At 63.9% G+C, this 17,786-nt stretch carries 18 protein-coding genes; 7 read left to right on the top strand and 11 right to left on the bottom strand.

Translation table 11 applies throughout. The features are described 5' to 3' along the window. Positions 1 to 95: 95 nt before the first annotated feature. From LK03_RS05370 to dadA, 5 genes are all read right to left on the bottom strand, one after another. Positions 96 to 1,967, bottom strand: a complete 1,872-nt coding sequence (locus LK03_RS05370; RefSeq protein ID WP_038411403.1) for an acetyl-CoA hydrolase/transferase C-terminal domain-containing protein — start codon at positions 1,965 to 1,967, stop codon at positions 96 to 98. Between the two features lie 103 nt (positions 1,968 to 2,070). Further along, positions 2,071 to 2,493 carry a c-type cytochrome gene (locus LK03_RS05375; RefSeq protein ID WP_038411404.1) on the bottom strand — a complete coding sequence of 141 codons (423 nt, stop codon included), beginning with the start codon at positions 2,491 to 2,493 and terminating at the stop codon, positions 2,071 to 2,073. Positions 2,494 to 2,630: 137 nt separating this feature from the next. Next, positions 2,631 to 3,179, bottom strand: coding sequence for a cupin domain-containing protein (locus LK03_RS05380; RefSeq protein ID WP_038411405.1), 549 nt, complete (start codon positions 3,177 to 3,179; stop codon positions 2,631 to 2,633). Positions 3,180 to 3,276: 97 nt separating this feature from the next. Continuing rightward, complete coding sequence (alr, locus tag LK03_RS05385) at positions 3,277 to 4,350, bottom strand: alanine racemase (protein WP_038411406.1); 1,074 nt, start codon at positions 4,348 to 4,350, stop codon at positions 3,277 to 3,279. A gap of 92 nt (positions 4,351 to 4,442) precedes the next feature. Next, the gene (gene dadA, locus LK03_RS05390; RefSeq protein WP_038411407.1) at positions 4,443 to 5,744 is read right to left on the bottom strand and encodes a D-amino acid dehydrogenase; all 1,302 of its coding nucleotides are present in this window, start codon (positions 5,742 to 5,744) and stop codon (positions 4,443 to 4,445) included. Between the two features lie 155 nt (positions 5,745 to 5,899). On the opposite strand from dadA, the gene LK03_RS05395 reads away from it, so the two are divergent. After that, the gene (locus LK03_RS05395; protein WP_028693190.1) at positions 5,900 to 6,388 is read left to right on the top strand and encodes an Lrp/AsnC ligand binding domain-containing protein; all 489 of its coding nucleotides are present in this window, start codon (positions 5,900 to 5,902) and stop codon (positions 6,386 to 6,388) included. A gap of 13 nt (positions 6,389 to 6,401) precedes the next feature. On the opposite strand, the gene LK03_RS05400 is transcribed toward LK03_RS05395, so the two are convergent. Next, on the bottom strand, positions 6,402 to 6,755 hold the full coding sequence (locus tag LK03_RS05400; protein ID WP_038411408.1) for a YkgJ family cysteine cluster protein: 354 nt from the start codon (positions 6,753 to 6,755) through the stop codon (positions 6,402 to 6,404). A gap of 137 nt (positions 6,756 to 6,892) precedes the next feature. Here LK03_RS05400 and LK03_RS05405 point away from each other — a divergent pair, with 137 nt between their 5' ends. After that, entirely contained in the window at positions 6,893 to 8,173 is a 1,281-nt protein-coding gene (locus LK03_RS05405; protein WP_038411409.1) for an NAD(P)/FAD-dependent oxidoreductase, read from the top strand. Here LK03_RS05405 and LK03_RS05410 read toward each other — a convergent pair whose 3' ends face one another. Beyond that, on the bottom strand, positions 8,174 to 8,395 hold the full coding sequence (locus tag LK03_RS05410; RefSeq protein ID WP_038411410.1) for a DUF1127 domain-containing protein: 222 nt from the start codon (positions 8,393 to 8,395) through the stop codon (positions 8,174 to 8,176). A 176-nt stretch (positions 8,396 to 8,571) separates the two neighbouring features. On the opposite strand from LK03_RS05410, the gene LK03_RS05415 reads away from it, so the two are divergent. Together LK03_RS05415 and LK03_RS05420 are read left to right on the top strand one after the other, a co-directional pair. After that, positions 8,572 to 10,062 (top strand): PLP-dependent aminotransferase family protein, encoded by a 1,491-nt coding sequence (locus LK03_RS05415; RefSeq protein ID WP_081951559.1) that lies wholly within the window; start codon positions 8,572 to 8,574, stop codon positions 10,060 to 10,062. Next, the gene (locus LK03_RS05420; protein WP_038411411.1) at positions 10,059 to 11,615 is read left to right on the top strand and encodes a phospholipase D family protein; all 1,557 of its coding nucleotides are present in this window, start codon (positions 10,059 to 10,061) and stop codon (positions 11,613 to 11,615) included. The genes LK03_RS05415 and LK03_RS05420 overlap by 4 nt, the downstream gene beginning before the upstream one ends. Positions 11,616 to 11,624: 9 nt before the next feature. Here LK03_RS05420 and LK03_RS05425 read toward each other — a convergent pair whose 3' ends face one another. Then, a complete protein-coding gene (locus LK03_RS05425; protein WP_038411412.1) occupies positions 11,625 to 12,764 on the bottom strand; it encodes an MFS transporter in 1,140 nt (379 codons plus the stop codon). Between the two features lie 97 nt (positions 12,765 to 12,861). Continuing rightward, positions 12,862 to 14,355 (bottom strand): aldehyde dehydrogenase, encoded by a 1,494-nt coding sequence (locus LK03_RS05430; protein WP_038411413.1) that lies wholly within the window; start codon positions 14,353 to 14,355, stop codon positions 12,862 to 12,864. 195 nt (positions 14,356 to 14,550) lie between these two features. On the opposite strand from LK03_RS05430, the gene LK03_RS05435 reads away from it, so the two are divergent. Together LK03_RS05435 and LK03_RS05440 are read left to right on the top strand one after the other, a co-directional pair. After that, positions 14,551 to 14,910: a cupin domain-containing protein gene (locus tag LK03_RS05435; protein ID WP_038411414.1), complete on the top strand. Its 360-nt coding sequence runs from the start codon at positions 14,551 to 14,553 to the stop codon at positions 14,908 to 14,910. A gap of 98 nt (positions 14,911 to 15,008) precedes the next feature. Further along, positions 15,009 to 15,338, top strand: coding sequence for a hypothetical protein (locus LK03_RS05440; protein ID WP_156109514.1), 330 nt, complete (start codon positions 15,009 to 15,011; stop codon positions 15,336 to 15,338). A gap of 90 nt (positions 15,339 to 15,428) precedes the next feature. On the opposite strand, the gene rpmG is transcribed toward LK03_RS05440, so the two are convergent. Beyond that, positions 15,429 to 15,584 carry a 50S ribosomal protein L33 gene (gene rpmG, locus LK03_RS05445; RefSeq protein WP_021702025.1) on the bottom strand — a complete coding sequence of 52 codons (156 nt, stop codon included), beginning with the start codon at positions 15,582 to 15,584 and terminating at the stop codon, positions 15,429 to 15,431. A gap of 10 nt (positions 15,585 to 15,594) precedes the next feature. Then, positions 15,595 to 15,831 carry a 50S ribosomal protein L28 gene (gene rpmB / locus LK03_RS05450; protein ID WP_028693180.1) on the bottom strand — a complete coding sequence of 79 codons (237 nt, stop codon included), beginning with the start codon at positions 15,829 to 15,831 and terminating at the stop codon, positions 15,595 to 15,597. 362 nt (positions 15,832 to 16,193) lie between these two features. On the opposite strand from rpmB, the gene LK03_RS05455 reads away from it, so the two are divergent. Continuing rightward, entirely contained in the window at positions 16,194 to 17,783 is a 1,590-nt protein-coding gene (locus LK03_RS05455; protein WP_038411416.1) for an ABC transporter substrate-binding protein, read from the top strand. Positions 17,784 to 17,786: the final 3 nt, after the last annotated feature.

Here is a 17,786-nt window from a genome sequence, read left to right on the forward strand (position 1 = left end):
GTATCGGTGCTGGGCCTGCTTGCGGCCAAACCGCAGCGCAGCGGCCGCACGGTTGCGCCAGGCTGTCTCGATTGCCTGAGCTGGCCCGACACCGATCACCCGTTGCGAACGGTCGCCTGCAACGCCGCCAACAGCAGGCGCTGGTACAGCTCTTCCTTGAGCCCATCGGGCGACTGCAGTTGCATGCGCTGCAGGTGCCGCGGGTAGGCATCAGGCTCAGGGGCCTCCAGCGCGGCCTTGCCCAGCTCCAGCGCCTCGCTGAGCTTGAACTTGCGCTTGAGCCAGTCCAGTGCACGCACCAGGTCACGTTCTTCGTCGGTAAAGTCGCTGCCCAGCGGGTATTCGGGGAAGAACGCTGGATGTTCGGCGCGTAGCGCTTCCAGGCGCTCGGGTGAGTTGTCGGTGAAGCGCGGCGCCAGTTCGAAGTCCTCGGCCAGCTTGCCGGCCTTTTTCGCCTGGGCCATCAGCTCGGGCTGGAAGCGTGAATCGCACACTGCCAGCAGGCGGGCGATCACTTCGCTGTCGCTCTGCCCGCGCAGGTCGGCGATGCCGTACTCGGTCACCACGATGTCGCGCAGGTGCCGGGGAATGGTGCAGTGCCCATATTGCCAGTACAGGTTCGAGCTGACCTTGCCCGCCGCCTCACGCCAGCTGCGCAGCAGCAAAATCGAGCGCGCGCCCTCCAGCGCATGGGCCTGGGCGACGAAGTTGTACTGCCCCCCGACGCCGCTGAGCACCCGGCCATCTTCCAGCTGGTCGGCCACCGCCGCGCCGAGCACGGTACAGGCGAACACCGTGTTGACGAAGCGCGCATCCTGGCGCTCGCGGCGCTTGCGCGGCTCATCGCCATACAGTTCGTTGATATAGCTGATGGCGGTCATGGCGAACTGGCTGCGCTGCGCCAGCGGCATCTCGCGCAGGCGCTGATAGAAACTGCGTGGGCCGAGGAAGAAGCCGCCATGCACCAGCACCCCGTGCTCGTCGGCCGGGCGGCGAATGACCCCGGCTTCGACCAGCGCCAGCAGCCCGTTGACGAACATCTCGCTGCAGCCGTACAGGCCCTGCTCGAACACATCCAGCCCGCCCTCGCCCGCTACCAGACCCTGCCAGGGTCTCAGATCCAGCGCCGCGAGCAGGCTGCGATAGCCAGCGTTGTCGCGGTGCCGGGCCAGCAGCGCCGAGGCCACGGCGTCGCCCATGGCGCCGATGCCGATCTGCAAAGTACCGCCATCGCGCACCAGCGCACTGACGTGCAGGCCGATGCAATGATCCTGGGTGGTCACCGGCATGTTCGGCGTGGAAAACAGCCGGCGCCGCTCGGGGGTGTCGATCAACAGGTCGAACTGCGCCTCGCCAAGTTCGGCATCGCCGGGCATGTAAGGCAGTTCTTCATGGACCTGGCCGAGCACGAGAATGGTCTCGCCGGCTTCGCGGCGCCGCGCGACCATCGGTAGCAGGTCGAGGGTGATGTCCGGGTTGCAGGCCAAGCTCAGTTGCCCGGGCCGCTCGGGGGTCGCCGCCACCAGTTGAGCGATCAGGTTCAGGCCCTTGGCGTTGATGTCGCGCGCGGCATGGCTGTAGTTGCTGCTGACGTAGTCCTGCTGGGCCGCCGCGCTGTGCAGCAGGCTGCCGGGCTGCATGAAGAACTGTTCGACGCGGATGTTCGGCGGCAGGCTGTCGTTGCGCAGGTCGGCAAGGTAGTCCAGCTCTTCATAGTCGGCGAACACCCGTTCGACGAAGGGTTCGAGAAAGCGTCGCTGCAAGCCGTCGCCCAGCGGCGGGCGGCCGAGGCTCAGTGCGGTGTACAGGGTCAGGCGGCGTTCGGGCAGTTCGCGGATACGCGCGTACAGCGCATTGACGAAGGCATTGGGCTTGCCCAGGCCCAGCGGCATGCCCATGTGGATGTGCGCCGGCAGCTGGGCCAGCACCTGGTCTACCGCCTGATCGAGAGAGCAATGCCGGGCCATCGTGGCCTCCGTCAACGTCCGAGGGTGCGGACGTTGGACCGGTGGCGGAGAGATTTTGCTGCATCGCTGCACGGCGGCAGGGCCATGCAACGGGATAAAGCGGTTACAGCCCGGACATCTTCTTGATGGCCTGTTTCAGGTCGTCGTCGGAGCAGTCGGCGCAGGTGCCTTTGGGCGGCATGGCGTTGATGCCGGTGATGGCCTTGGCGAGGATACCGTCGAGGCCGCCCTGGTGGTCGGCGCGCTCTTTCCAGGCCGCCGTGTCACCGACTTTCGGTGCCCCCAGCAGGCCAGTGCCATGGCAGGCGTTGCAATGCTTGGCGATGACGTCGTCGATGTTCTTCGCCGCCCCGCCACTGGCGCTGACGGCCACCGCCATGCCCTTGCATTCCTGGCCCTGGATACACACCTGGCCGACCGGTGCCAGGCGCTTGGCGATATCGTCGTCGGTCGCTGCCTGGGCGTTGAGCGCCCACAGGGCGAAAAGAGCTGCTGGCAGGGCCAGCCACTGGTTGATCTGGTTCACGCTTACACCCTCATGGTGGCTGATCACGCCCACGGCCACGGTTTACGCGGGCGGCGAAAAGTATAACGACAAGGTCTGAGCGGCGGAACGACCCCACATTGGAAAGGGGTATTGCCGACACATTTGCCTGCGCCAGATCAAAAATTCGAGGGGGTAGCCGCGCTGATCAGCCGTGCGGGCTTGTCGAACGGGTTGCGAAAACGGTGCGGGCGGGTGCTTTCGAAGTAGTAGCTGTCACCGGCTTCGAGGATGAATGTCTCGTTGCCCACCACCAGCTCCAGCTGGCCTTCGAGGAGGATGCCGGTTTCCTCGCCATCGTGGGTGAGCATCTCGACCCCCGTGTCGGCGCCGGGCGGATACACCTCGTTGAGAAAGGCGATGGCGCGGTTGGGGTGCGACTTGCCGACCAGTTTCATGGTCACTGCGCCGTCGGAGATGTCGATGAGTTCATCGGCCTTGTAGACGATTTGCGGGGTGCCTTCGGTTTCCAGTTCCACGGAAAAGAACTCGACCATCGACATGGGGATGCCGCTTAGCACCTTGCGCAGCGAGCTGATCGAGGGGCTGACACTGTTCTTCTCGATCATCGAGATGGTGCTGTTGGTCACCCCTGCGCGCTTGGCCAGTTCACGCTGGGACAGGCCCTTGAGCTTACGGATGGCCTGCAGTCGTTCGCCGACGTCCAAAGCTGAGCCTCCTGAAACGGTCGCGGGGGGGAATGTGGCCGATATGATGGCAACCGCGTTCAGAATTTACAACAGTCGAGGCTCTGGCGGTTGTGCCTCAGGCGTCCACGTATTCCAGCGGCACGCGCTTGAGATTACAGAAGATCTGGTAAGGAATGGTGCCCGCCTGGGCGGCGACATCACTGGCCAGCACCTGCTTGCCCCACAGCTCCACCGGGCTGCCGACCACCGCCTGCGGCACGTCGGTGAGGTCGACGCAGAGCATGTCCATCGACACCCGGCCGATCAGTTGGGTGCGCTGCCCGGCGACCATCACCGGTGTACCGGTCGGCGCCTGGCGCGGATAGCCGTCGGCATACCCCATGGCGACCACCCCGACCCGCGAGGTGCGGGCGGTGGTGTACAGGCCGCCATACCCCACCGGCTCGCCGGCCGGCAGTTCGCGCACACTGATCAGCCGCGACTGCAGGGTCATCACCGGCTGTAGGCGTGACGCCTCGGCCTGCGCCACCTCGAACGGGGTGGCGCCGTAAAGCATGATGCCCGGGCGGACCCAGTCACTGGGAATCTGCGGCCAGCCCAGCAGCGCCGGTGAGTTGCGCAGGCTGCATTCTGCTGCCAACCCCTCGCGGGCGGCCAGGAACACCGCCAACTGGCGCTCGGTGGTGCTGGCGTCGAGTTCGTCGGCGCGGGCGAAGTGGCTCATCAGCACCACGCGGGCCACCTTGCCGCTGGCCAGCAGGCGCTGATAAGCGTTCTGGTATTCATCGGGGTGCAGGCCTGCGCGGTGCATGCCGGTGTCGAGCTTGAGCCAGACCTTCAGCGTCTTGTGCAGCGGCGTCTGCTCGATGGCTTCGAGCTGCCACATCGAATGCACCACGCACCACAGATCATGCTCGGCGATCAATGCCAGTTCGCTGGCCTCGAAAAAGCCTTCCAGCAGCAGCACCGGCGCCTTGATGCCTGCGGCGCGCAGCTCCAGGGCCTCTTCGATACAGGCCACGGCGAAGCCATCGGCCTCAGGCTCCAGAGCCAGTGCGCAGCGCACGGCGCCGTGGCCGTAAGCATCGGCCTTAATCACTGCCAGCGCCTTGGCGCCTGACAGTTCGCGGGCCAGGCGGTAGTTGTGGCGCAGGGCCTGGAGGTCGATGAGGGCACGGGCAGGACGCATGACTACAGCCTTCTGGCAGTTCGTTGAGAAAGTGAAAACGCCGCGCGTCAGACGCGCGGCGGACAACCTGGACGCTACGCCGCCCGCAGCACCTAGCGGTGAGCCGGCGCGGGATGGCCGTGACGGGCCACGTCCTGAACATTGCCGTAGCGCGAGATGTCCAGCCCGGCCGCGCTGATCTGCGGCGTCTTGCGCGCGATCAGATCGGCCAGCAGGCGTCCCGAACCACAGGCCATGGTCCAGCCCAGGGTGCCATGTCCGGTATTGAGGAACAGGTTGCTCAGGCGCGTGGCGCCGACGATCGGCGTGCCATCGGGTGTGGCCGGGCGCAGACCGGTCCAGAACTCCGCCTGACGCAAATCGCCGCCGCGAGGATAGAGATCATTGACGATCATCTCCAGCGTTTCGCGCCGACGCGGGTTGAGGCTCAGGTCGAAGCCGGCGATCTCTGCCATGCCGCCGACACGAATGCGGTTGTCGAATCGGGTAATGGCGACCTTGTAGGTTTCGTCGAGAATGGTCGAGGTCGGCGCCATGTCCGCATCGGTGATCGGCACGGTCAACGAATAGCCCTTGAGCGGATACACCGGGGCCTTGATGCCCAGCGGCTTGAGCAGCTGCGGCGAGTAGCTGCCCAAGGCCAGCACGTAGCGATCGGCGGTTTCCAGCTTGCCGTCGATCCACACGCCATCGAGGCGATCACCATTGGCATGGAGGCGCTGGATATCCTGGCCGAAACGGAATTCCACACCCAGCTCGGCGGCCATGTCGGCCAAGCGCGTGGTGAACAATTGGCAGTCGCCGGTCTGGTCGTTGGGCAGGCGCAGGGCACCGGCGAGCAGGTGCTTGGCGCCGGCCAGCGCCGGCTCGACGCGGGCAATGGCGTCGCGGTCGAGCAATTCGTAGGGCACGCCGGACTGCTCGAGCACGGCGATGTCCTTGGCCGCGGCATCGACCTGCGCCTGGGTGCGGAACAATTGCGTGGTGCCCAGGGTGCGGCTTTCGTAGGCGATGCCGGTTTCGGCGCGCAGCTCGTCGAGGCAGTCACGACTGTACTCCGACAGGCGCACCATGCGCTCCTTGTTCACCGCATAGCGATTGGCCGTGCAATTGCGCAGCATCTGCGCCATCCACAGGTACTGGTCGATATCACCGGTGAGTTTGATCGCCAGCGGCGCGTGACGCTCGAGCAGCCACTTGATGGCCTTGAGCGGTACACCCGGAGCGGCCCATGGCGAGGCGTAGCCTGGCGAGATCTGGCCAGCATTGGCAAAGCTGGTTTCCATGGCCACCGCAGGCTGGCGGTCGACCACCGTCACTTGAAAACCTTGTCGGGCCAGGTAGTAAGCGCTGACGGTTCCAATGACACCGCCACCCAATACCAGAACTCGCATTGTCGCTCCCTCTCGCGCGGCCAGCCGCGGGCGTTTGTTGAGATGTATCGAATGGCCGCAGTATAAAAACTACCGCTCAGTGCTTTTCACTATATAAAAGCCTATATTTGGCGACAATTCTCGGCACTTTGGCCTTTCACGGAGGGGCATCCCCTATGAGGACCCAGCATCAAAGCAAGCGCGAACTGGACAAGATCGACCGCAATATCCTGCGTATCCTGCAGAATGATGGGCGTATCTCGTTCACCGAGCTGGGGGAAAAGGTCGGCCTTTCAACTACCCCATGCACCGAGCGCGTTCGGCGGCTGGAGCGCGAAGGCATCATCATGGGCTACAACGCGCGGCTCAACCCGCAGCACCTGAAGGGCAGCCTGCTGGTGTTCGTGGAAATCGGCCTGGACTACAAATCCGGCGACACCTTCGAAGAATTCCGCCGCGCCGTGCTCAAGCTGCCCCATGTGCTGGAATGCCATTTGGTCTCGGGCGATTTCGACTACCTGGTCAAGGCGCGGATTTCCGAGATGGCCTCATACCGCAAGCTGCTCGGCGACATCCTGCTCAAGCTGCCGCACGTGCGTGAGTCGAAAAGCTACATCGTCATGGAAGAAGTCAAAGAAAGCCTGTGCCTGCCGATTCCCGACTGAAGCTTGCCGGCGTTCAGACCAGCACTTGCCGAGTGGTGGCGATGAACTGATGCACCAGGTGCTCGGCTTCGGGCTCGATCAGGGTCGCCGGCCCTCGCCCACGCGGGCAGGCCATGCGCGGCGTGGTGCCGAACAGGCGGCAGATCAGCGGGCGGTCGGCATACACCGTGCAGCCTTGCGGCCCCAGGTGCACGCAATCGAGACGCTCCAGGGCGGCGGCCTGTTGCGCCGCCGAGGTGCGCGGCAGGCAGGCCATTTCCTCGGCAGAGGTGGTCACCGGCCCGCAGCAATCGTGACAGCCGGGCTCGCATTCGAAACTTGGGATCAGTTCACGCAGGAAGTGGATCTTGTGGCGGTTATCAGACATGTGCCCAGCAGGTGGTAAAAGGGGCCGGGCAGTGTAAGACAAACCGCCGCGCTCGCCCAATCGCCGAGACCCGCGCTTGCCCGGCCCGGAAACCAGCGCTTATCCTCGCCTGCTCGCGCCCATGCCAGGATTCGCCCATGTCCCACGCCGCCTCTTACTACGCCGCCAGTTGCAACCTCCCGCTCACATTGACGCCCTTGCAGGGCACGCAGCGGGCTGATGTGTGCGTTGTCGGGGGGGGCTTTTCGGGGCTCAATACCGCTATCGAGTTGGCCCAGCGCGGGCTGTCGGTGATCGTGCTGGAAGCGCAGCAGATCGGCTGGGGCGCCAGCGGGCGCAACGGCGGACAGCTGATTCGCGGGGTTGGCCATGGCCTCGAGCAGTTCCGCCCGGTGATTGGCGAAGATGGCGTGCGCAGCCTGCAACTGATGGGCCTGGAGGCGGTGCATATCGTTCGGCAACGGGTCGAGGGCAATGCCATCGCCTGCGACCTGACCTGGGGTTACTGCGACCTGGCGAACAAAGCCGGCGAGCTGGACGGGTTCGCCGAAGAGGCCGAGCACCTGCGCAGCCTGGGCTATCCGCATGAGCTGAAGCTGGTGCCCAAGGCCGACATCCGCAGCGTGGTGGGCAGTGACCGTTACGTCGGCGGCCTGATCGACATGGGTTCGGGCCACCTGCACCCGCTCAACCTGGCGCTCGGTGAAGCCGCACTGGCGCAGCGCCTGGGCGTGCAGTTGCACGAGCACTCGGCGGTCACGCGCATCGACTACGGGCCGCAGGTGGTGGTGCACACGGCAGCGGGCAAAGTGCAGGCCGACACCCTGGTGCTGTGCTGCAATGCCTACCTCAATGGCCTGAATGCAGAATTGGGCGGCAAGGTACTGCCGGCCGGCAGCTACATCATCGCCACCGAGCCGCTCGGCGCCGAGCGCGCCAGGCAGCTGCTGCCGCGCAACATGGCGGTCTGCGACCAGCGGGTTGCCCTCGATTACTACCGGCTGTCTGCCGACAACCGTCTGTTGTTTGGCGGCGCCTGCCATTATTCAGGGCGCGATCCGCGGGACATCGCCGGATACATGCTCCCGAAGATGCTCAAGGTCTTCCCGCACCTGGCCGACGTGCGCATCGACTACCAATGGGGCGGCATGATCGGCATCGGCGCCAACCGCCTGCCGCAGATCGGCCGGCTTGCCAGCCAGCCCAACGTCTATTACGCCCAGGCTTACTCCGGGCATGGCGTGAACGCCACGCACCTGGCCGGACGCCTGCTCGGCGAAGCCATCAGCGGCCAGGCCAGCGGCCGCTTCGACCTGTTCGCCAAGGTCCCGCACATGACCTTCCCCGGCGGCAAGTACCTGCGCTCGCCGTTGCTGGCCATGGGCATGCTCTGGCATCGGCTCAAAGAGCTGGTCTGATCAGGCCTTCCAGAACGGCTTCGAACCTTCCGCGACGGCTTGCTCGCGGCTCAGGCCAATGTCGCGCAGGTGCTGTTCGCTCAGGGCCAGCAGCGCCCGTCGGGTGGAGTAACGTTGCACCCACTGCGTGTAAACACCCTGCACGCCCACCTGCAGCTGGCGCTGCCCTGCCGCGGTGGCACCTGGCTCGATCGCCAGGTCGATATCATTGAATCGGCTCATCACCCTGTCTCCCTGCCCACGAAACCGTGAACACAGCATCGCGCAGGCAGCCATGGCAATACAGACTCAAAAAAGCTTTATTAAAACCATACAGAAATGCCGAATCTGAAGATGAATGCTGTATTTTCTTATCGATCTGTATCGGTCAAAAGCAGCCCGGGCTTCAGGAGTATGGAATGACGCTGTACATGAATCTCGCCGACCTGCTCGGCGCGCGCATCGAGCAAGGCCTGTACCGACCCGGCCAGCGTCTGCCCTCGGTGCGCGCCCTCAGTGTTGAACACGGCGTGAGCCTGAGCACCGTACAGCAGGCCTATCGCCTGCTCGAAGACAACGGCCTGGTCTCGCCACGGCCCAAGTCGGGCTACTTCGTCAGCGAAGGCCGCAGCCTGCCTGCTCTGCCGGCAATCACCCGACCGGCGCAGCGGCCGGTGGATATCTCGCAGTGGGAGCAAGTACTCGAGCTGGTGCGCAGTACCCCCAGTCCCGAGGTCATCCAGCTCGGCCGTGGCATGCCGGACGTCGACACCCCCACCCTCAAGCCGCTGCTGCGCAGCCTCGCGCAACTGAGCCGGCGCCAGGACATGCCTGGCCTGTACTACGACACCATCCAGGGCAACCTGCACCTGCGCGAACAGATCGCCCGCCTGATGCTCGATTCCGGCTGTCACCTGGCACCCGCCGACCTGGTGGTCACCACCGGCTGTCACGAAGCGCTGTCGTGCAGCATCCGCGCCGTGTGCGAACCGGGCGACATCGTCGCCGTGGACTCGCCGAGCTTCCACGGCGCCATGCAGACCCTCAAGGGCCTGGGCATGAAAGCGCTGGAGATTCCCACCGATCCGCTGACCGGCATCAGCCTCGAAGCTCTCGAGCTGGCCCTGGAGCAATGGCCGATCAAACTCATCCAGATCACCCCCAACTGCAACAACCCGTGGGGCTACATCATGCCCGAGGCGCGCAAGAAGGCCCTGCTGAGCCTGGCGCAGCGCTTCGACGTGGCGATTCTCGAAGACGATGTGTATGGCGACCTGGCCTATACCTACCCGCGGCCGCGCACGCTGAAATCCTTCGACGACGACGGCCGCGTACTGCTGTGCAGCTCGTTCTCCAAGACCCTGGCCCCCGGACTGCGGGTCGGCTGGGTGGCGCCAGGGCGTTATCTTGAGCGCACGCTGCACATGAAGTTCATCGGCACTGGCAGCACCGCCGTACAACCGCAACTGGCGATTGCCGACTTCATCGCCGGCGGCCATTACCAGCCACACCTGCGGCGCATGCGCAGCCAGTACCAGCGCGGCCGCGATGTGATGAGCGACTGGGTAGCGCGCTACTTCCCGCCAGGTACGCGGGTCAGCCGGCCCCAGGGCGGTTTCGTGCTGTGGGTGGAATTGCCGGAAAGCTTCGACACCCTGCGCCTGAACCGCGTCCTGCTCGACCAAGGGGTACAGATTGCCGTGGGCAGTATCTTCTCGGCGTCGGGCAAGTACCGGCATTGTCTGCGCATGAACTACGCGGGCAAGCCTTCGGCGCAGATCGAGGCGGCGGTGCGCACAGTCGGTGAGAGCGCACAACGCCTGCTGGCCGAACAGACCGATGCCGGTAACTTTGTCCCCCCGGGGAGTGTCATACCTGCAGCCTCCCGTACAGGACGATCCACTTCTTGAAACTCCAGCGCGTTCTACCCCTTCTGCTGGCCCTGCTGCTCGGCCTTTCTGGCTGTGCCGGCGTCAGTTCGCCGCGGGTGATCAGTCACGCGCTGCCGGCCGACCAGTCGGCGTTCGGCCGCTCGGTGCAACATCAGGCGGCCGAGCATGAAGGACGCTCGGGATTTCGCCTGCTGCCCAACAGCACCGAAGCGTTCCACGCCCGTGCCGAGCTGCTGCGTCATGCCCAGACCAGCATCGACCTGCAGTACTACATCGTCCATGACGGCCTCAGCACCCGCGCGTTGGTACATGAGCTGCTACAGGCCGCCGATCGCGGCGTGCGCGTGCGCGTGCTGCTCGACGACACCACCAGCGACGGCCTGGACACCCTGATCGGCACCTTGGCCGCGCACCCGAACATACAGATTCGCTTGTTCAACCCGCTGCACCTGGGCCGCAGCACCGGCGTGACCCGCGCCGCCGGGCGCCTGTTCAACCTGTCGCTGCAGCATCGGCGCATGCACAACAAACTGTTTCTGGTGGACAACAGCATGGCCATCGTCGGCGGGCGCAACCTGGGCGATGAGTATTTCGACGCCGAGCCCAACCTCAATTTCACCGACATCGACATGCTCAGCGTCGGGCCTGTCGCCGAGCAGTTGGGGCACAGCTTCGACCAATACTGGAACAGCGCCCTGAGCCGGCCGATCGGTGATTTCCTCTGGCAACAACCCGATGCCCGCGACCTTGTGGCCAGCCGCCGCAGCCTGGACGCCTGGCTGGGCGACGCACGCACCAAGCGTCATGTGCTGTACGACCGCCTGATGGAATGGCAACGCAAGCCGCGCCTGGACAAATGGCGCAATGAACTGATCTGGGCCCATGCGCAAGCATTGTGGGACGCGCCGAGCAAGGTGCTGGCCAAGAACGAGCCCGATCCGCAGTTGCTCATGACCCGGCAACTGGCACCTGACCTCAAGCACGTCGAGCACGAGCTGATTCTGGTCTCGGCCTATTTCGTCCCTGGGGAGACCGGCCTGCTCTACCTCACCGGGCGCGCCGATGCCGGGGTGACGGTAAAACTGCTGACCAACTCGCTGGAGGCCACCGACGTGCCGGCCGTGCACGGCGGCTATGCGCCCTACCGCCGCGCCCTGCTCGAACACGGCGTGCAGTTGTTCGAGCTGCGCCGCCAGCCAGGCGACCCCAGCTCGACCCGTGGCCTGAATTTCCGTGGCAGTTCCGATTCGAGCCTGCACAGCAAGGCGATGGTGTTCGACGGGCAGAAGACCTTCGTCGGCTCGTTCAACTTCGACCCGCGTTCAGTGCTATGGAACACCGAAGTGGGCATTCTGGTCGACAGTCCGAAACTCGCCGCCTACACCCGCGAACTGGCGTTGCAGGGCATGGCGCCCGCCGTCAGCTACAGGCCGACCTTGCAGGGCGACAAGCTGGTGTGGATCACTGAAGACGATGGCCAGTTGCATACCCTCGACCACGAGCCTGGCGGCCTGTGGCGGCGTTTCAATGCCTGGGTGGCCAAGGCCGTAGGCCTGGAGCGCATGCTCTAGGCCAATCCGTCAGGCCGGAGCCGGTTCGAACGCGCCACGGCGCTGGGTCAGCCACACAAGCCCGGCGGCGCCAGCGGCCATCAGCCACAACAACGCGTGACCACTCACCCACTGGCTACCAGCCCCGGCCAGCAGCGGCCCGAGCAGACAGCCGATGCCCCACAGCTGCGCGACATGAGCATTGGCCCGCACCAGCGCATCATCCCGGTAGCGCTCGCCGATCAACACCAATGACAAGGTGAACAACCCGCCTGCACTGGCGCCGAAGAGCACCCACAGCGGCCACACCAGCGGCGTGTGCAGCAGAAACGGAATGGCCAGGCTCGACACCAGCAAGCTCAGCGCACAGGCGGTGAACAACAAGCGCCGCGAGACCCGGTCAGCCAGCGCCCCGATAGGCAACTGCAGCACGGCATCGCCCACCACCACGGTACTGACCATGAACAGCGCCACTTCTGCGGTGAAGCCCTGTTGCAGGCAATACACCGGCAGCAGCGTCAGAATCATCGCCTCGAAGGCAGCGAACAGAGCGATCGCCCATGCGATCACCGGCAAGCGACGGCAGAAGCCCACCAAGTCCATCAAGCTGACGCTGCACGCTTCAGTACGCGGCGCGCCGCCGCGGCCAATCAATACCAGAGGCGCGATCAGCAACAGCCCTGTAGCTGCCCAGAAGCCGAAATCGTCATCCGTGCCGAGCACACCGAGCAACAACGGCCCGGCAAGCTGGCTGAGGGCGTAGCTGCTGCCATACAGCGCCACCAGGCGACCGCGCCACTGCTCGACCACCAGCTGGTTGATCCAGCTCTCACCGAGAATGAACACCACGGTCAACGCCATGCCGATCAGCAGGCGCAGGCCCAGCCATAGCGGGTAACTGTGCAGCACCGCCAACAGCCCAATCGACACTGCCCCGCCCCACAGGCACACGCGCATGGCCGCCGGCACGCCAAGCCAGCCCGCCAGACGGCTGGACAGGCTCGCGCCCAACAGCACCCCCAGCGCTGGCATGGCTGCCATTACGCCAATGGCGAAGCCACCGTAGCCTTGCTGCTCCAGGCGCAGCGAGACCAACGGCATGCTCACGCCCAGCGCCAGGCCGACACTGAGCACCGCCGACAGAACGGCGAAATAAGTACCCCAACGCATGCAGCCTCCCCGGCCCGGCATGATCCATGGCAGAAACGAAGCAGCCGGGTCGACCTGAGTCGACCCGGCTGCTGATGGTGCAGTGGCTCACTGGGGCTTACAGCTTGACCCAGGTGGCCTTCAACTCGGTGTACTTCTCCAGCGCGTGCAGCGACTTGTCACGGCCGTTGCCTGACTGTTTGAAGCCGCCGAACGGCGCAGTCATGTCACCACCGTCGTACTGGTTGACCCACACGCTGCCAGCACGCACCGCCCGGGCGGTCTTGTGCGCCTTGGAGATGTCAGCCGTCCAGATACCTGCCGCCAGGCCATACGGCGTGTCGTTGGCGATGGCAATCGCTTCCTCGGCACTGTCGAAGGTAATGACCGACAACACCGGGCCGAAGATTTCTTCCTGGGCGATCTTCATGGCATTGGTGACGCCATCGAAGATGGTCGGTTCGACATAGGTGCCGCCAGTCTCTTCCAGGATGCGCTTGCCGCCGGTGAGCAGCGTGGCGCCGTCCTGATGGCCGGCCTCGATGTACGACAGCACGGTATTCATCTGCTGGGTGTCGACCAGCGCACCCACGGTGGTCGCAGGGTCCAGCGGATTGCCGGGTTTCCAGGCCTTGAGCGCCTCGACGACACGCGGCAGGAACTGGTCGCGGATCGAGCGTTCCACCAGCAGACGCGAGCCTGCCGTGCACACCTCACCCTGGTTGAAGGCAATGGCGCTGGCGGCGGCCTGGGCGGCGGCCTCAAGATCAGGCGCGTCGGCAAAGACGATGTTCGGGCTCTTGCCACCCGCCTCGAGCCACACGCGCTTCATGTTCGATTCGCCTGCGTAGATCATCAACTGCTTGGCGATACGGCTGGAGCCGGTGAACACCAGGGTGTCGACATCCATGTGCAAGGCCAGCGCCTTGCCCACGGTGTGGCCGTAACCGGGCAGCACGTTGAGCACACCCGCCGGAATGCCAGCCTCGACTGCCAGTTGCGCGATACGTATGGCCGTCAGCGGAGATTTTTCCGACGGCTTGAGCACCACCGAGTTACCGGTTGCCAACGCCGGGCCGAGCTTCCAGCAGGCCATCAGCAGCGGGAAGTTCCACGGCACGATGGCCGCGACCACACCGACCGGTTCGCGGGTCACCAGACCGAGCTGATCGTGCGGGGTGGGGGCGACTTCGTCGTAGACCTTGTCGATGGCCTCGGCGGTCCACTGGATGGCATTGGCCGCACCGGGAATGTCGATGCTGGAGGAATCGCCGATCGGCTTGCCCATGTCGAGGGTTTCCAGCAGGGCCAGCTCTTCGAGATTGGCACGCATCAGCTCGGCGAAACGAATCAGGCGGGCCTTGCGCTTGGCCGGCGCCAACGCCGACCAGACGCCCGAGGCGAAGGTGGCGCGGGCATTTTCCACCGCCAGGTTGGCATCTGCCAGGTCACAGCTGGCGACCTTGGCGAGGAACCGACCATCGACGGGGCTGAGGCAATCGAAGGTTTGCGCGGAACTGGCCTGGGTATACTCGCCGTTGATGAAGGCGCGGCCTTCGATCTTCAGTTGTTGTGCCCGTTGTTCCCAATCCGCACGCGTCAGGGTAGTCATACCAAACTCCTCCTCTTGTATAGGTGCAACGCCGCACCGAGGATTTCTCGGCGTTGTCTGAAATGCTGGCCGGGTACACTGCGCACACGGGCCGCGACACCCTAAACCAGGGCGGTCAGACTATCAATATATTTGACATTAAAGCCAGCAAGGCCTCTCCATGTTCATTTTATTAAACGGTCAAAGGGGTTAATCATGAGCATCGCTACCATCATAGACTTCGCCCAGGCGCTCACCGAAGCCGAGAGCTATCGCCCTGCTGCAGAGAAAATCATCAAGGGCGAACCGGATCAGCTGATCTACAACCACTATGCCAGTCCGTGCGGCCAATTCGCCGCCGGCGTCTGGGAGGGTGCCGTGGGCCAGTGGCAGGTGCATTACACCGAGCATGAATACTGCGAAATCGTTCAAGGCGTTTCGGTGTTGCGCGATGAGGCGGGTGAAGCCAAGACGCTGCGGGCAGGCGATCGCTTCGTGATCCCGGCGGGGTTCAAAGGCACTTGGGAAGTGCTCGAGCCGTGTCGCAAGATTTACGCGCTGTTCGAGTCCAAGTAGCGGCCAGCTTACCGTCCGGCAATCATGGCCTTGCAAGCAGCAGTGCGGCCTGGAGTTCGGACGGTTTCCAATGCAGGTCAGCACTGCCCTGGTGCAACATGGCAGCATTATCTACCGTTTTTCTCGGCTCACCCGCGTCACCTTTGTACGACCCAATAAAGGGTGACCAACGAGGAAAAATCATGCACCCGTGCAAAGAAAGCATTGGCGACGTTCAACATCTGGTGGGTACGCCTTTCGTCCCCAGCGTCGTGGCCTACATTCAGGAAATGACTGGTATCTCGCGAGTCGAGAAGCTCAGGCCAACACGCGAAGCGCGCTTCTGCGAAGTTGAATATGAAGTCAAGGACGGCATTATCGTCAATATCTACGTCGCTCGCCACGCAACCCCCCATAGGGTGTGGGTCGCGCCTGCGAAACGCGAGTGACGAGACCTGGAGTAATCCACTTCTTGCTGCGTAGAAGCAAAAAAAACCCGCCTCCTTTCGGACGCGGGTTTTTTCGGGTCGCCAGATCAATTACTTGATCTTGGCTTCCTTGTAGGTCACGTGCTTGCGAACAACCGGATCGTATTTCTTGATCTCGATTTTGTCCGGGGTAGTACGCTTGTTCTTGTCGGTGGTATAGAAGTGGCCAGTGCCAGCGCTCGATACCAGACGGATCAATTCACGCATGATGCTCTCCTTAAACCTTGTTGCCGGCGCGGCGAATGTCGACCAGAACGGCATCGATGCCGCGCTTGTCGATGATACGCATACCTTTGGCGGAAACGCGCAGACGCACGAAACGCTTCTCGGATTCAACCCAGAAACGGTGGTGCTGCAGGTTCGGCAGGAAACGACGACGGGTTTTGTTGTTTGCGTGGGAAATGTTGTTCCCGGTTACCGGACCCTTACCGGTAACTTGACAGACTCTCGACATGCCTCAGCCCTCTAAAACCACATGCCCAACCCGGCATGGGTTGGCCGCTTAATCTCTCAGTCTTGGCGCCAGGCGCCGTATTTCAGGGGTCTTACACGACCGGATCCGTTTGCACGGCAGGCCGAGCCCCTAGAAAAGAGCGCTGCTTTATACCAGAAAGAGTTCTTCGCAACAACAGATTATGCGCAGGAAGCTCAGGCCATACGCGGCCGACCAGCATAGCGACAGGGGCGCGGGGGTGTCGACCGTCTGTCGACGAATTTATCGACACAGCGGTGGTCATTTGCAAACGTCGCCACTAGTGTAGGGCCTTTCCCAGACTGCACCGGCAGATGGCTATCTGATCCTACCGAGGAGCCCACATGCGTGCCGCCACCCTTTGCTTCGCGTTGTCTTCCCTGTTCGCCGCGGGCCTTGCCCAGGCCACGCCGCTGGTGGTGTGCACCGAAGCCAGCCCGGAAGGCTTCGATGTGGTTCAGTACAACTCGCTGACCACCACCAATGCCGCGGCCGACGTACTGATGAACCGTCTGGTCGAGTTCGACGCGGCACAGGGCAAGGTGATTCCGAGCCTGGCCGAACAGTGGAAGGTTTCAGCCGATGGTCTGACCTACGATTTCACCCTGCGCAAAGGGGTGAAATTCCATAGCACCGCTTACTTCAAGCCGACCCGCGAGCTACAGGCCGACGACGTGCTGTTCAGCTTCCAGCGCATGCTCTACCCCGCTCACGCCTGGTACAAAAGCGCACCCGGCGGCTATCCGCATGCCCAGTCGCTGCAACTGCCCAGCCTGATCAAGTCGGTCGAAGCACCGACGCCAGACACCGTGCGCTTCACCCTCGACCACCCCGACGCCACGTTCCTGGCGACCTTGAGCATGGGCTTCGCCTCGATCTATTCCGCAGAATATGCCGACAAGCTGCTCAAGGCCGGGGCCCAGGACAAGCTCAACAGCCAGCCGATCGGTACCGGGCCGTTCGTTTTCCAACGTTTCCAGAAAGACGCGCTGGTGCGCTACCGCGCCAACGCCGACTACTTCGCCGGCAAACCCGCGGTCGACCCGTTGATCTATTCCATCACCCCGGATGCCACCGTTCGTCTGCAGAAGCTCAAGCGCAACGAGTGCCAAGTGGCGCTTTCGCCCAAGCCGCTGGACATCGCCGAAGCCAAGCAGGATGACGCGCTGCAGGTCGCCAGCACCCCTGCATTCATGACCGCCTTCGTCGCCATCAACAGCCAGCGTCCACCGCTGAACAAGCCTGAGGTGCGTCAGGCGATCAACCTGGCCTTCGACAAGACCAGCTACCTGCAAGCAGTGTTCGAGAACACCGGTACCGCCGCCAACGGGCCCTACCCGCCGACCACCTGGGGCTATGCCAAGAACCTGCCGGGCTATCCGACCGACGTGGAAAAGGCCAAGGCGCTGATGGCCAAGGCGGGCCTCGCGGAAGGCTTCAGCACCACGATCTGGACCCGTCCCTCGGGCAGCCTGCTCAACCCCAACCCCAGCCTGGGCGCGCAAATGCTGCAGGCCGACCTGAAGAAGATCGGTATCAAGGCTGAAATCCGCGTGATCGAATGGGGCGAACTGATCCGCCGCGCCAAGACCGGCGAGCACGACCTGCTGTTCATGGGCTGGGCCGGCGACAACGGCGATCCGGATAACTTCCTGACCCCACAGTTTTCCTGCGCCGCGGTGCAGTCGGGCACCAATTTCGCACGCTTCTGCGACCCGCGTCTGGACCAGTTGATCACCGCCGGGCGCACCACCGCCGACCAGAGCGTGCGCAGCCGCCTGTACCAGCAGGCACAGACGTTGATTCAGCAACAGGCACTGTGGCTGCCATTGGCTCACCCGACCGCCTCGACGTTGCTGCGCAAACGTGTGGAGGGATATCAGGTGAGTCCATTCGGGCGCCTGGACTTCGCTGGCACCTCGGTCGCACGTTGACCG

It is taken from the genome of Pseudomonas cremoricolorata, from assembly GCF_000759535.1.
Taxonomy (GTDB): domain Bacteria; phylum Pseudomonadota; class Gammaproteobacteria; order Pseudomonadales; family Pseudomonadaceae; genus Aquipseudomonas; species Aquipseudomonas cremoricolorata_A.

Coding starts and splice junctions, on each gene's coding strand:
- LK03_RS05370 (WP_038411403.1), bottom strand. CDS start 1,967: ATGGCCCGGCATTGCTCTCTCGATCAGGCGGTAGACCAGGTGCTGGCC.
- alr (WP_038411406.1), bottom strand. CDS start 4,350: ATGCGTCCTGCCCGTGCCCTCATCGACCTCCAGGCCCTGCGCCACAAC.
- dadA (WP_038411407.1), bottom strand. CDS start 5,744: ATGCGAGTTCTGGTATTGGGTGGCGGTGTCATTGGAACCGTCAGCGCT.
- LK03_RS05395 (WP_028693190.1), top strand. CDS start 5,900: ATGAGGACCCAGCATCAAAGCAAGCGCGAACTGGACAAGATCGACCGC.
- LK03_RS05400 (WP_038411408.1), bottom strand. CDS start 6,755: ATGTCTGATAACCGCCACAAGATCCACTTCCTGCGTGAACTGATCCCA.
- LK03_RS05405 (WP_038411409.1), top strand. CDS start 6,893: ATGTCCCACGCCGCCTCTTACTACGCCGCCAGTTGCAACCTCCCGCTC.
- LK03_RS05410 (WP_038411410.1), bottom strand. CDS start 8,395: ATGAGCCGATTCAATGATATCGACCTGGCGATCGAGCCAGGTGCCACC.
- LK03_RS05415 (WP_081951559.1), top strand. CDS start 8,572: ATGACGCTGTACATGAATCTCGCCGACCTGCTCGGCGCGCGCATCGAG.
- LK03_RS05425 (WP_038411412.1), bottom strand. CDS start 12,764: ATGCGTTGGGGTACTTATTTCGCCGTTCTGTCGGCGGTGCTCAGTGTC.
- LK03_RS05430 (WP_038411413.1), bottom strand. CDS start 14,355: ATGACTACCCTGACGCGTGCGGATTGGGAACAACGGGCACAACAACTG.
- LK03_RS05435 (WP_038411414.1), top strand. CDS start 14,551: ATGAGCATCGCTACCATCATAGACTTCGCCCAGGCGCTCACCGAAGCC.
- LK03_RS05440 (WP_156109514.1), top strand. CDS start 15,009: ATGGCAGCATTATCTACCGTTTTTCTCGGCTCACCCGCGTCACCTTTG.
- rpmG (WP_021702025.1), bottom strand. CDS start 15,584: ATGCGTGAATTGATCCGTCTGGTATCGAGCGCTGGCACTGGCCACTTC.
- rpmB (WP_028693180.1), bottom strand. CDS start 15,831: ATGTCGAGAGTCTGTCAAGTTACCGGTAAGGGTCCGGTAACCGGGAAC.
- LK03_RS05455 (WP_038411416.1), top strand. CDS start 16,194: ATGCGTGCCGCCACCCTTTGCTTCGCGTTGTCTTCCCTGTTCGCCGCG.